Genomic DNA, 13,375 nt, shown 5'->3' with positions numbered 1-13,375 from the left:
GGAGGATGACCGCTGGTCTGGTGGCGGGGGTGGCTTCAGAGGATCAGGCAAGTAATCCGGTGGAATACGCAAGCTAGCTTCGAAAAATCAAGCCTGCGGTCGGCGTTGAACAGGACTTGCGCAACGAAAACCCGGATAATGCCGGCCAATTTCGTTTTGCACGCTTAAATCACGGTAATCCCGCATGGAAATCAAGGTCAATTTTCTCGACAATCTCCGTCTCGAAGCCAAATTCGATGACTTCACGGTGATCGCCGACCAACCTATCCGCTACAAAGGCGATGGTTCGGCCCCCGGCCCGTTCGACTATTTCCTGGCGTCTTCGGCCTTGTGCGCGGCTTACTTCGTCAAGCTGTACTGCCAGACTCGCGATATTCCCACCGAAAACATCCGCCTGTCGCAGAACAACATCGTCGATCCGGAAAACCGCTACAACCAGATCTTCAAGATCCAGGTCGAACTGCCCGAGGACATCTCCGACAAGGACCGTCAAGGCATCCTGCGCTCCATCGACCGCTGCACGGTAAAAAAGGTGGTGCAGACCGGCCCTGAGTTCGTTATCGAAGTGGTCGACAACCTCGATGCCGATGCCCAGGGGTTGTTGATGCCGGTGTCGGACACCAGCACCTATATCCCCGGCAAGGACCTGCCGCTGGAGCAGACCATTGCCAACATGTCGGGCATCCTCGCCGGGCTGGGGATGAAGATCGAGATCGCCTCGTGGCGCAACATTGTGCCCAACGTCTGGTCGCTGCATGTACGCGATGCGCAGTCACCGATGTGTTTTACCAACGGTAAAGGCGCCACCAAGGAGGCTGCGCTGGCCTCAGCGCTGGGTGAGTTCATCGAGCGCCTCAACTGCAACTTCTTCTACAACGACCAGTTCTGGGGCGAAGACCTGGCCAACGCCCCGTTCGTGCACTACCCGAACGAACAGTGGTTCAAGCCGGGCCCGCGCGACGCGCTGCCGGCCGAGATCCTCGATGAGCACTGCCTGGCGATCTACAACCCTGACGGGGAGCTGCGTGGTTCGCACCTGTATGACACCAACTCGGGTAACACGGCGCGGGGCATCTGTTCGCTGCCGTTCGTGCGCCAGTCCGACCAGCAGGTGGTGTACTTCCCGTCCAACCTGATCGAAAACCTGTTCCTCAGCAATGGCATGAGCGCGGGCAACACCTTGGCTGAGGCGCAGGTGCAGTGCCTGTCGGAAATCTTCGAGCGCGCGGTGAAGCGCGAAATCCTCGAGGGTGAGTTGTGCCTGCCGGACGTGCCGCAAGAGGTGCTGGCCAAATACCCGGCGATCCTCGCTGGCATCCAGGGCCTGGAAGAGCAAGGCTTCCCGGTACTGGTCAAGGATGCGTCGCTGGGGGGCGAGTTCCCGGTCATGTGCGTGACCTTGATGAACCCGCGCACGGGTGGCGTGTTTGCCTCGTTCGGTGCCCACCCGAGCCTGGAAGTGGCGCTGGAGCGCAGCCTCACCGAACTGCTGCAGGGCCGCAGCTTCGAAGGCCTGAACGACCTGCCGCAACCCACCTTCGAAAGCCACGCGCTGACCGAGCCGAACAACTTCGTCGAGCATTTCATCGACTCTAGCGGCGTGGTGTCGTGGCGCTTCTTCAGCGCCAAGGCCGACTTCGAATTCGTCGAGTGGGACTTCTCCGGGCACGGCGAGGACTCCAACCAGCAGGAGGCCGCGACCCTGTTCGGCATCCTCGAAGACCTGGGCAAGGAAGTGTACATGGCGGTGTACGACAACCTTGGCGCCACCGCGTGCCGTATCCTGGTGCCGGGCTATTCGGAAATCTACCCGGTCGAGGACCTGATCTGGGACAACACCAACCGCGCCTTGTCGTTCCGTGCCGACATCCTCAACCTGCACAGCCTCGACAGCCGCTCGCTGAAGCTGCTGCTCAAGCGCCTGGACAACTGCGATGTGGATGACTACACCACCATCACCACGCTGATTGGTGTGGAGTTCGACGAGAACACGGTGTGGGGCCAACTGACCATTCTCGAACTGAAGTTGCTGATCTGCCTCGCGGTGCAGCGTTTCGAGGATGCCAAGGAACTGGTCGAGGCATTCTTGCAGTTCAACGACAACACCGTAGACCGCGGCCTCTTCTACCAGGCGCTGAACGTGGTGCTGGAAGTGCAACTGGATGACGAACTGGAGATGGATGACTACGAAGCCAACTTCCGCCGTATGTTCGGCAATGCGCGCATGGACGCGGTATTGGGCTCGTTGGACGGCAGTGTGCGCTTCCATGGCCTGACCCCGACCAGCATGAAGCTCGAAGGCCTTGATCGCCACCTGCGCCTGATCGACAGCTACAAGAAACTGCACGCGGCCCGGGCCAAGTTCGCCTGACAGGCGCTGCGCCCAATCATCGCCGGCAAGCCAGCGCCACAGGTATTGCACCGCTCTTGAGATTTGTGCCGAACCTGTGGGCGCTGGCTTGCCGGCGATAAGTCAGGAGCCGTCCTACAGCCCTTTGATCTGGGCGCCATCCCCATTCTGTCTTGCCGCGTTGCCATCCAGGCGCGTAGCGTTCTCTTCCTATCCACTTCAGGTGGTGACTATTCGGGCTTAGCAGGCCCACCTTCGAAAGCCTCCGCCGGTGGTGGCGCTGCACGGACATTGAAAAGCTTGCAGACACAGTACCAACAGAGAGCGACGGTCAGGTTGTAGGGGAACAGCACCGCCCAGAACGGCAATTGCCAGTTCTTTTTGCCCTGCATTTCACCGGGCTCGCCGGTTCGCCAGGGGGCATAGTGGCGCCAGGCTTCTGCCGGGGTCAGGCAGATGGCGTGCAGTGGCTTGTGCCACCAGTTGGGTTCACCGGGCGGGGGGAGTTTGTCCGGGCCGTGGTCCATGAAGTGGCGCAGGTATTCCCACACTTCGGCGACATGCTTGACGCCGGGTTCGGTGGGTTCGTTGCTGTCGACCCAGAGGCAGTCTTTTTGATGCAGGCTGCCGTCTTCCCGGCGGGGGGCGAAGGCGAGGGCATAGCTGGTGCTGAACGATGAGCCGCCGTATTCGGTGCGCTTGAAGATGCCACCTCCGGTGTTGGCCCATTCGAATATTAGTACCTTACTCAGACGTTGGTAATAGATTTTTTGGGTTGACCGATTGAAGCAGAAACTTGATAGGCGTTTTATGAAATATATTCGATAGGCTAAGAATGGGAGGAAGATGAAAGGTGTAATTAGTGTAAGGAGGATAAAGGTATGACTAAAGGTGTATGGGTTCCAGGCTTCACTGGTTAGTAAGTAAGGGTAGGTGAAGACAACGAGCGCAATGGTCATTGCACAGTACAGCTTTCCCATAAAGACTGAGTCTGTTACCCAGGGGTTTTTCAGGCATAAGGTGGTTTTTGACAAGCTTGATAGTTGCCCGCCAATAGCGGGCTTATGCCCTGAACTTGAGCCTGAATTGAATATCCAGATGGTTGCCATGATCAGCGCTCCAGACGAAAAATTGACAGGGTCTCATTATCTTCGTCCAGGCCTTGATTGGCGTTGTAGGTTAGATGAAGTGAGACATGATTTTGGTTGGCTAGGGTGTTTTCGAAATGTAGAACTAAGCCAGCATCTACGATGTGGCCGGTCGGGCTGATTGGAAAAACGTCAATTCCTTGGTCGTCACGGAGGGAACTCAAACTTCCTGACCATTCACTTACGCCTAGCCTGAACGCAGGCAGCAGCACTGTGAATTCTACGGTTGGTTGGGATGTGGCTACTTCGTTATGTGTGATAGCTGTCCAATTTGGCGGCGACCAGTGGTTGTTCTGATGCCATCGGGTGTCGACTTTAGTTATGCCGAGGGATAGGGCCTGCTCGGCGGATAGTAGCTTGGGTCCGTAATGTTCATTGTGCCAAGCCTTAATTTCTGTTTGTAGTGAGGTGAAAGCAGGAAGTTTTTTGTCAAAGTCCAAGTTGATGTCAGCGTGCGACTCTCCATCATTGATGCGATTACCGAATATGCTACGTGCTGCCCACAGTTCTATTGGGCTGTGAAGGTGCTCATGTGCCTTGGCGTGCAGGTAGAGGCCTCCTGCAATGATGGCTACTCCTACGAGGACAAGGGCCGCTGCGGCCCATCCGGCAAAGGGCACAACCGATGTCACGCCCGCGATTGCAAGTCCTGCTTCAAGGACGACAGCGGAACCGACAGCCATGGTGAAACCACCAGTCAACGTGTAATCGGCAGCCGCTTGATTGCCGTTCGCTTTCTGGCGCCTTGCTTTGGAGATATCAGAAAGCAAGCTAAATGCAATTGCCGGGTAACCGGCTAAACGCGCAAACAGATTGCTACCCAAGAACTTGATAATCCCATTGCCAAAGGCCATGCCCGGCGCTGTGGCACTTAATCTCAGCATGACGGCCTTATGCGTTGCCCGCACGCTGACCATTGTTGCCGCCGCTGCACCGATCACCCCGAAAACAGATGAAGCGAACCCCAGGGTGTATTCCGGTGCGTCGCTCTTTTGCAGGCTGTTGTAGGCCGTCTTGAGCGATAAGATGTTGAACCACAGCATCCCCGCGTTTAAACCACCACCACCGCCGGAGGTGAGCAACCCAAGGAAGTTGGGTTTCACCCGCGCAGTGGTGGTCAGCTCGATGGACACCGTGCGGCTACCCGAGATGCGCAACGCTTTCATCTCTTCAACCTGCGCCATGCCGCTCTTCAAATACCGCTGCACCTCCTGGCTAAATGGATTTTCCGTAATGGCCTGTTCGGTGATGCGATAGCGCGCCGCCAGCAACCCCAGTGCTTTCTCGGCATTGGCCTCACGCGCTGCCAGCAACACTTGCTGGCGCAGGCCATGGCTGGCATCCCAACGGGTCTGGCCACGCAGGCGCTTGAGCACCACGGCATTGACCGACTGGGCGGTGAGGTCGGTGATGTCCGCCATGGCCGGGAAGCGCCCCGCCAATCCCTCGATCACGTTGTCGCTGGCGCCGAACAAGGTGCCGATCGAATCGGCTTTGTCCTTGAACGGGTTGAACGGCGCCAAGGCGGTGTAAAGCGGGCTGTCGTGCTGGTCCAGCCATTGCTCCAGGCGTTTGAAGCGTCGGTCATGATCTTCGGTGCCGGGTGTCGGCTGGCCCATCGGGTGAATCAGCAACGCCAGTGAGATTTCCAGACCACGGGCGGAGGTGCGTTCGTCGCGGTCATAACAGGCCAAGGCGGCTGCCAGGCTGTAGGGGTTATCGATGTGTTGGGATTCGGCCGTCGCCAGCCAGGCGTCATGATCGTTGCTGGCTTGCAAGGCCAGGTTGCGCAGGGCGGCAATCCGTCGTTCCAGCGCGTCGCGTTCGGCGAGGAAGCGTCGGTATTTGTCGACATCGAGGCGCTGTGCCAGGCGCGCGCCATTGGGGGAGTAGTCTTCATGGGTGAGGGCCTGGAAATGGGACTCGGCCGGCGACAGGGCGGGCCCCCGGCGTGACGTGCCAAGCCTGAATGCGGCCAGTTCTGGTGAGGGGGCATCCGCCGGGTACAGGCTTTCCAGCGTCTTGTTCAGCAGCATGGCGACCAGGTTGCGATGGTGAAAGTCGCGGCTCTGCGGACTCAGCTGTTCGGCATCCAGCCGGTAGCATGCCGGCACGCGCTCCTGCTCGGGAGGTTGGGCGGGTTTTGTGTGCTCCAGTTGCTCGGCCGGTATCAGGTCACGCAGTTGATGCTGGTAGGCCGAGACCGACAGGCTCAGGTCCAGGGCCATGCCTTCGGCATCGGCGAGCGCCACCACCACCGGCACTTTCGGTTGGGTCCAGGGGTAGTGGCGGGCGATGGCAGTGAGGTTGCCGATGGGCAAGGTTTCGGTGACCGGGTCGCTGCTCCAGGTCAGCGGCATGCGCCGCTCGGTTGGCTTGAAGTCTTCGACCCAGGTTTGCAGGGCACTGACTGGCAACACATGGGGCTGGGTGGACGGCGCCGGGTTGCCGCTCACCAGCTCGGCCATGTCCAGCTGGCGCATGTGCCGTTTGCGCAGGGCTGCCGAACCGGTGATACGGGCGGTGATGGCGTTGGTCCACAGGTGCGGGCTGTAGCCGATCCACACTTCCTTGGCGGTGTCCTGGCAGGTGTCGGCCCACACCCAGCCGGTGCTCTGGCCGGACAGGTAGCGCTCACGGCGGTGGTAGTCCTCCAGCCCTTGGTAGCGCAGCTCCTTGTAGAGGCCCGCGCCGACGTGCTCATGAATGACCAGCTTTTCGCCCTGAGGGCCTTTCATGAACACGTAGACATAGCCCGGGCGCAAAGCGCGGAGGGTGTAGGCCGAGTGCTGCAGCGTGGGGAAGCCTTGTTCCAGGTTGAACCCTGCATCGGCATAGCGGCAGGCGGGGGCGTCGCCGGTGCGGGGCACGATGGCGTAGCGCACTGGCAGGATGGGCACGCGTGCGCTGCAGGCAGGGCCGGAGGTGGCGCTACTGACGGAGGCATTGGTCATGCGAGCTCCTTGCTCAGAGAGACAGTCTTTTCCAACCAGAGACGCACTGCGGCAACTTTCAGTACTGACAAGACTGAAATGCCGTTATTCATACTGTGCTGGATTTCAGGCCCGACTCTATACTGTAAGAAGTTTCCTACTTACTTGCTGAGATGACCGGGCGATCAAGTATCTGGAATTCAAGTGAAAGACAATGCCTCGATCGCTGCTTTTCGGTCGAGGATGAAAGTGTAAGATTTTATTTGAATGTATATGTATTGTGTTTGCGCAATATCGTGTGAAAAGTTGCAGTGTTTTTTGTAGGAAGTTTCGTACTTTAAGATTGTTATATGTTCAGTTTTTGCACTTGGCCATCACTACCTGGCAAGTCCTGGGCGTGCCTCCCGAGCGGCTGGCATAACGCACGCAGTTGTTCAGGGATTTCTGTTGCGCAATGCTCAATGTATTGCCCCAGGCCAGGCCGCCTTCACCGGTAGTGGGGACGGCCTTGGCAAAGCAGTTGGAGCCTACTGCAGGCGTGGCGTAGCGTGCCTTGCTGGCGTTGCTGGAGCAGCCAGCGAGAGCCAGGCTGAGGCCGAGCAGGGTGGCCAGTGCCCAGGACGCATGTGGTCTGCTCATGTTTTCCCCTTCTGCGCTTGGCAGCAAATGCCTTGCAGGATATTTCATTACAGCGAAGCGGTGAACTATCTCGGCGTCAAGGGGCTCCTTTGCTAAGCGCACCCTGCGCTTACCTGATGGCGCAAGACCATCAACCCTGGGTCACTGAATGAAAAGGAGGCACCGTGACCGCACCTGATCAAACCCTCTACCGCTGTACGCCCAGCCCGCTGCACGCCCTGCTGCTGGCGGGCAGTGTGCCGTTGTTCCTCGGCGCGCTGCTGAGCGATATCGCCTACTACAACAGCTATCAGATTCAGTGGAGCAACTTCGCCGCCTGGCTGATCGCCGGGGCCCTGGTCTTCTGTGGGCTGGCACTGTTGTTCGCGCTGGCCAACCTGATCCGCGCAGAGCGCAAGGGTGGGCGCGCTACGCTGTACTTCGTGCTGCTGCTGGTGACTTGGGTGCTTGGGCTGATCAATGCCTTTGAGCATGCCAAGGACGCCTGGGCGGTGATGCCTTCTGGGCTGGTGTTGTCGGTAATCGTGACAGTGCTCGCGGTGGTGGCCGCCTGGACCGGTTTGAGCAACCTGCGTTCAGGAGGTGTGGCATGAAGCCTTTGCATGCATTTAGCCTGTTGGGCGTGGCGCTATTGCTGAGTGCCTGTGGTGGCGACGGCGAGCCGACCCAGGCCCATGGCCCGGACCCGAAGCTGCCGGAGCCTCAGCGCGGTTTGCTGCCGAGCATGAAGATTGCGCAACCGGCTGCCTGGGGCGAACTGAAACCGACCGTGCCGGAGGGCTTCAGTGTCACCGCCATTGCCACCGGCCTGAAAATCCCGCGCCAGAGCCTGGTGCTGCCCAATGGCGACATTCTGGTGGCTGAGGGCAGGGGGGGCAGCGCGGCCAAGCTCAAGCCCAAGGATGTAATCGCCAGCCAGATCAAGGCCAAGGGCAATACCCAGGTCAAGGGTGGCAACCGCCTGACCTTGCTGCGCGATGCTGACGGCGATGGCAACTACGAGGTACAGGCCGTGTTTGCGGATAACCTCAACGCACCGTACGGCCTAGCCTATGCCAACGGCAAGCTGTATGTAGCCAACCAGGATGCGCTGGTGCGCTTTGACTACAAGGAAGGCCAGACCCAGGCCGACGGCCCGCCAACCAAGGTCACCGACCTGCCGGCCGAAATCAACCACCATTGGACCAAGGCACTGACCATCAGCCCGGATGGCCGCTTCTTGTATGTGGGTATCGGCTCGAACAGCAACATCACCGAGCGCGGCCTGGAGGTGGAGATCGATCGGGCCATGGTCTGGCAGGTCGATGCCGAGACCGGCGCTCACCGGCCCTATGCCACCGGCTTGCGTAACCCGACGGCATTGACCATTCAGCCGCAGACCGGGCAGTTGTGGACGGTGGTCAATGAGCGGGATGAGTTGGGACCTGACCTGGTGCCCGACTACCTGACCTCGGTGCGTGAGGGTGGCTTCTATGGTTGGCCTTACAGCTACTGGGGGCAGCATGTGGATGAGCGGGTGCGGCCACAGAACCCGGATAAGGTGGCGGCGGCGATCAAGCCGGATTACAGCCTGGGTTCGCATGTGGCTGCACTGGGTGTGGACTTCTCGACCCCGGCAATGGGCGAGCGCTTTGCCGACGGTGTATTCGTGGGTGAGCACGGCAGCTGGAACCGGCCTAACCCGGTGGGGTACAAGGTGATCTTCGTGCCGTTCAGCAATGGCAAGCCTGCAGGGGAGCCGATCGACTTCGCCACGGGCTTTCGCGGTGAGGATGGCAAGACCCGGGGGCGACCGGTTGGGGTGACGGTGGACCCGCGGGGAGCGTTGATCATTGCCGATGACCTGGCGAATACGGTGTGGCGGGTGACGCGTAATCGCTGAATGCTATCTGATCAAATCGTCAAAGCTTGCTGGCGATGGGCCGCAGAGCGGCCCAATTGCTGAATGACAGGCATTGCGCGTGGGTCAGAAGCGGTAGTTGAAGCTGGCTTCCAGCGTGCGCGGTGCCCCTGGGGTGATCAGGTCGACCGAGCCATGTGCCGAGGCATAGTAGTCACGGTCGAACACGTTCTTCAGGCGCAGCGCGGCATCCCACTGCGGCACGCTGTACAGCAGCGCGGCGTCGAAGGTGGTATAGCCTGGCATCACCACCACATTGTCGAGTGCTGTGTAGCGTTCGTCGACGTAGTTGGCTCCGGCGGCCACGCGCCACTCTGGTGTCAGGGTACGTACCAGCCAGACGTTGGCGCTGTTGCGCGGCGTCAGGGTAGGTGTCTGGCCTTCGTTCGCCACGCCATTGGTCTTGCTGTTGGACTTGGTGATTTCGGCGTCCAGGTAAGCGTAACCGGCATAGATCTGCCACTTGTCGGTGAGATGCCCGCTGACGGTGGCTTCAAAGCCATCGGTACGCTGTTCGCCAGCCAATACGGTCAGGTTGGGGTTGGCCGGGTCGGCAGTCTTCATGTTGGTGCGCTCAAGGCGGAACACTGCGGCGGTCAGTGACAGGCGGCTGTCGAGCAGGTCCCATTTGGCGCCGATTTCATAGTTGGTGGTTTCTTCCGGCTCCAGGTGCTGGTTGCTCGGGCTCACCGCGAATACTTCGCCAGAAGGCTGATAGCTGCGGCTGACCGACACATAGTAGGACTGGATGGCGTCTGGCTGGTAGACCAGACCCGCACGCGGGCTCCAGGTCTTGTCGGTACGATCGAGGTCGATGTTCTGCACTCGGTCGTCGTCGTACTCCTGGCCAAAGATGTCATAACGCACACCGACCAACGCCTTCCAGTGCGCGTTCAGCTCGATCATGTCCTGCACGTACAGACCGGTGGTCTGCTGGAAGTTGGTGCCCTTGGAAGACAGGTTTGCGGCATGTTCCGGTACCGGCACCAAGGCATCGCGGTAAACCGGTACCTGGGCCACGTTGGTCTGGCTCAGCACGCGCTGGTATTTGTCCTGAAAGCCTGCTTCCACGCCATACAACAGGTTGTGCTGCATGCCCGCCAGTTGCGCCTGTTGCTTGAGCTCCGTCTGGTTGAACACACCGTACTCATCGCGGGCGACGTTGCCGCGGTTGAGCTTGATCAGCAGTTCACCATCGGGCGCGGTGACGAAGCGCGTCGGGCTGCTGTCGGCCAAGGTGTTGTTGCGGTCCAGGTCGTAGCGGTAGTAACGGCTGGTGTTGGTCAGGGTGAAGTTGTCGTTGATGCGGTAGTCCAGGCTGGCTGTAAGCGAGAACACCTCGCTGCGGGCGTAATCCTGGTCAGCATCGCCAGAGCCGAAGCGCTTGTCGCGGTCCACGTCCACCGGGCGGTTGCCCAGGGCCGGTATGCCGAAGTCGATCAGGCGCTTGTCGTACAGGTAGGTGGCGCCCAGGTTCAGTTCCAGGTCGTCCGAGAGACGGAAGTAGGCCGACGGCGCGATGGCCTTGCGGTCGATGTAGCCATCATCGCGGAAGGTGTCGCTGTCTTCGAAGGCACCCGTTACGCGGTAGGCCTGATTGCTTTGCGGGTCGGCCCAGCCGGTGTCGAATTGGGTTCGGCGTTTGCCTTCGCTGTCGACGTTCATGCCGACTTCGCGCTTGGGCGTGAAGCTTGGTTTCTTGCTGATGCTGTTGATCAGCCCGCCCGAGGAGCCACGGCCATACAGCACCGCGGCCGGGCCCTTGATCACCTCGACACGCTCGATGTTGGACAGATCGCGAAAGTACAGGGCGTCGTCACGCACGCCATCTATGTACATGTCGCCAATGGCGCTGAAGCCACGGATGGTTACCTGATCGCGTTGGCCGTCGCCGTTGGACAGGCCGATGCCGGGCACGTTCTTCAGCACGTCTTCCATGGACTGTGCGCCTTGGTCCTTGATCACGCTTTCGGGAACGACGTTGACAGTTTGCGGGATATCGCGCAGCGGCGCGTCGATCTTCATGGCGCTGCGGCTTTCACTGGCCTTGTAGCTTTGCTGCTCATAGACGCTGGTGACGGCGGTGGCAGGCAGGGCGAGGCTACTTTGCGTATCGGTTTGGGCGGCAGCGTGGACAGCAGGCACAACGAGCAGGCCCAGCATGGAAATGGATGCTGGGGCAACAGACCTTTTTGCCATTACAGGCGACTCTTTGTTGTTATCGGGAGTCACGAATAGTAATGATTTGCAAATGTAAAGCAAGTGTAAAGAATTCGTATTAGCTATAACAATGGTCTCGGCGCTGAAATGCGTCGCGCGCCGGAAGGGCCGGCAAGGCGGCAGGTAATGGCTATGCTTGTTAGCGCGTGAGCCTTTCACGCGCCCATTCGGACTTGATCACATGGAAGCACGCCTATGAACCCCATTCGTACTCTCGCTCGTGCTGTAGCCCTTGCCACGCTGGCCTCTTCTGCAAGCTTCACGGTACAGGCTGCCGGCATCCCCATCGGGAGCGAGGCGCTGGAAAGCCATGTCACCACTCAGGTAACGGCTATCGACCTGGCCACCCGCCAGGTCACGGTGAAAGGCCCTGACGAGAAGAAGGATGTGACGTTCCAGCTGACCGAAAGGGCCAAGGCGCTGCCCAACCTGAAAGTCGGTGACCAAGTCGACATCTACGTGACACGCGCCGTGGCCTATGTGCTCAATCCGGAAGTGGGTGGGGCGCCGAAAGCGACTGAAGAGTCCGGTACCATCCGTGCAACCGAGCAAAACCCCAACCCGGGCGGCGAGGCGTTCCGCCAGGTCAAGGTTACCTCTCAGATCAAGAAGATCGACCTCAAGACGCATGAGGTGAGCTTGTTGCCACCGGAGGGCAAGCTGCAGGTGGTCAAGGTCGAGAATCCAGACCTGCAGAAACGCATGAAGAACCTCAAGGTTGGCCAGACGGTTGACGCGATCTACACCGAAGTGCTGCGCGTCGAAACCTCGCGCTGACCTTGGCCGTTGCCGACCTCGGTTACTCGCCTACGATCGGCCGTTTGCGGTCCGGGCAGCCCGGTGCCGGGGAGTGGGTCTTAGCCGCTGGCGGCTTCGATCAAGGCCTGGGTTCGGCACGTTCGGAGTAGTCGACATTGACGAAGGCTTGGCGAATGCGGCCATCCTGGCCGATGACGAAAGCGCTGGCTATCGGCAGGCTGAGGTCGTCGCATTCGTTCAGTGCCTTGAGGTCGGCGCCGAGTGCCCGGTACACCAGCGCTGGCTCCAGCTCAAAGACGATGCCGTAATTGCCTGGGGCCGCTTGGCAGTTGGTAGCGCACGTCCAGGGATTCACGGGTTTTCAGAGTGGCAGCACGGCCAGCGGGGCGTTGTCGCCGGCTTTGAGCGCGTGGTCCTCAGGATGCCTGGCGATAAGGGCTTGCAGCGAGGCGCCAAATTTTTCCCGCACCTCGGTGGGCAGTTGGGCCATCTGCTGTTTGACGGCGTCGAGTTTTGCCTTGAGTGACATGCGTGTTTCCTTGTGGTGGTTCACTGGGGCAGGCTTCGGGTGGCCCGGCTCTGGATGCGCTGTGAGGCCTTGCAGGCCGGGGGATGGCGCTCAAACAGCTGAAGTACCCAGTCGGGGCGGGTCTTGCTGGCATCGTTGAGCCAATTGGCGACCGAGTCCTGGGCGTATTTCTCGGCTTCGGCCAGCAGCGGTACCAGCAACGGCTCGGCCACTTCTGGTCGTTGCTTGAGCGTGGCAATGTGCTCGCACCAAACGCCACGCGGGCGCAGGATCTCGATGCAGAACCGACGTACCAGCGGGTCGGCATCACCGGTATGTCGGCCGAGTAGCGCCAGGGCGGTTTCAAGGTGCTGGGCCAGGCGCGGGCGCAGGGCGATCCAGGCCCATTCACGTACGCCGAAGTGCTCATCGCGGGCGAAGCGAAACTGCGCCAGCAGGGCATCTTCCGCAGGCTGCGAGCGTGACAGGTACGCCTGGGCGAACGCCGCCCAGCTGCGCACGGTATCGGACGGGTGCGTGCAGCATTGCTCGAACACTTGCTGGCGCAACGACTCGGCGGCTTGCTCCAGCCACTTGCCCAGTGCCAGGCCAATGGCCGCCACTTTTTTTGACAGGCCCAGTGCCTGGGTCTGGTCCGCACTGGCAGCGAGGTGCTCTACCAATGCTGCTGGCAGTTGGCCTGTCAAGGCGTTGACCAAGGCGGCTTGATCCACCGCCAGGCATTCGGCCAGGTTGCGGGTTGGCAGTTGGCCAAGGTCGATCAGGGACTTTCGGTCGTCGCTCATGGCTAAGGCTCCATGGCAGTGGCACGGTGCAGTCGATTGCCGGCCATGCGCACGCCGGCCGGAAGGAATGTTTCAGTATGCAGGGTACGAATAGTTCAAGTGCAGGATTTTG

11 protein-coding genes are annotated in these 13,375 nt (G+C 60.1%); 4 read left to right on the top strand and 7 right to left on the bottom strand.

The features are described 5' to 3' along the window. The first annotated feature begins 184 nt into the window (after positions 1-184). Positions 185-2,371 (top strand): OsmC domain/YcaO domain-containing protein, encoded by a 2,187-nt coding sequence (locus C4Q27_RS28575; protein WP_014590666.1) that lies wholly within the window; start codon positions 185-187, stop codon positions 2,369-2,371. 209 nt (positions 2,372-2,580) lie between these two features. Here C4Q27_RS28575 and C4Q27_RS28570 read toward each other — a convergent pair whose 3' ends face one another. From C4Q27_RS28570 to C4Q27_RS28560, 3 genes are all read right to left on the bottom strand, one after another. Beyond that, a complete protein-coding gene (locus C4Q27_RS28570) occupies positions 2,581-3,459 on the bottom strand; it encodes a DUF6708 domain-containing protein (protein ID WP_064492991.1) in 879 nt (292 codons plus the stop codon). 2 nt (positions 3,460-3,461) lie between these two features. Next, a complete protein-coding gene (locus C4Q27_RS28565) occupies positions 3,462-6,452 on the bottom strand; it encodes a T6SS effector BTH_I2691 family protein (protein WP_104887776.1) in 2,991 nt (996 codons plus the stop codon). A 333-nt stretch (positions 6,453-6,785) separates the two neighbouring features. Beyond that, positions 6,786-7,070 (bottom strand): hypothetical protein, encoded by a 285-nt coding sequence (locus C4Q27_RS28560; RefSeq protein ID WP_104887775.1) that lies wholly within the window; start codon positions 7,068-7,070, stop codon positions 6,786-6,788. A gap of 164 nt (positions 7,071-7,234) precedes the next feature. On the opposite strand from C4Q27_RS28560, the gene C4Q27_RS28555 reads away from it, so the two are divergent. Together C4Q27_RS28555 and C4Q27_RS28550 are read left to right on the top strand one after the other, a co-directional pair. Then, positions 7,235-7,663 carry a DUF2231 domain-containing protein gene (locus C4Q27_RS28555; protein WP_020192131.1) on the top strand — a complete coding sequence of 143 codons (429 nt, stop codon included), beginning with the start codon at positions 7,235-7,237 and terminating at the stop codon, positions 7,661-7,663. Then, the gene (locus C4Q27_RS28550; protein WP_064492679.1) at positions 7,660-8,952 is read left to right on the top strand and encodes a sorbosone dehydrogenase family protein; all 1,293 of its coding nucleotides are present in this window, start codon (positions 7,660-7,662) and stop codon (positions 8,950-8,952) included. Before C4Q27_RS28555 ends, C4Q27_RS28550 begins: the two co-directional genes overlap by 4 nt. A gap of 84 nt (positions 8,953-9,036) precedes the next feature. On the opposite strand, the gene C4Q27_RS28545 is transcribed toward C4Q27_RS28550, so the two are convergent. Next, complete coding sequence (locus C4Q27_RS28545; protein ID WP_014861625.1) at positions 9,037-11,169, bottom strand: TonB-dependent siderophore receptor; 2,133 nt, start codon at positions 11,167-11,169, stop codon at positions 9,037-9,039. A gap of 216 nt (positions 11,170-11,385) precedes the next feature. On the opposite strand from C4Q27_RS28545, the gene C4Q27_RS28540 reads away from it, so the two are divergent. Continuing rightward, positions 11,386-11,967 carry a hypothetical protein gene (locus C4Q27_RS28540; RefSeq protein ID WP_064492677.1) on the top strand — a complete coding sequence of 194 codons (582 nt, stop codon included), beginning with the start codon at positions 11,386-11,388 and terminating at the stop codon, positions 11,965-11,967. A gap of 100 nt (positions 11,968-12,067) precedes the next feature. Here C4Q27_RS28540 and C4Q27_RS29505 read toward each other — a convergent pair whose 3' ends face one another. The 3 genes from C4Q27_RS29505 to C4Q27_RS28530 are packed head-to-tail and all read right to left on the bottom strand — an operon-like array spanning position 12,068 to position 13,263. Then, on the bottom strand, positions 12,068-12,304 hold the full coding sequence (locus C4Q27_RS29505; protein WP_177410031.1) for a hypothetical protein: 237 nt from the start codon (positions 12,302-12,304) through the stop codon (positions 12,068-12,070). Between the two features lie 6 nt (positions 12,305-12,310). After that, positions 12,311-12,478: a hypothetical protein gene (locus C4Q27_RS29500; protein WP_177410030.1), complete on the bottom strand. Its 168-nt coding sequence runs from the start codon at positions 12,476-12,478 to the stop codon at positions 12,311-12,313. A gap of 20 nt (positions 12,479-12,498) precedes the next feature. Next, positions 12,499-13,263: a hypothetical protein gene (locus C4Q27_RS28530; RefSeq protein WP_064492676.1), complete on the bottom strand. Its 765-nt coding sequence runs from the start codon at positions 13,261-13,263 to the stop codon at positions 12,499-12,501. Positions 13,264-13,375: the final 112 nt, after the last annotated feature.

The sequence above is a fragment of the Pseudomonas sp. SWI36 genome, assembly GCF_002948105.1.
Classification (GTDB): domain Bacteria; phylum Pseudomonadota; class Gammaproteobacteria; order Pseudomonadales; family Pseudomonadaceae; genus Aquipseudomonas; species Aquipseudomonas alloputida.
The sequence above is the reverse complement of the archived record's forward strand: the minus strand, read 5'-3'. Positions and strand labels throughout refer to the sequence as shown.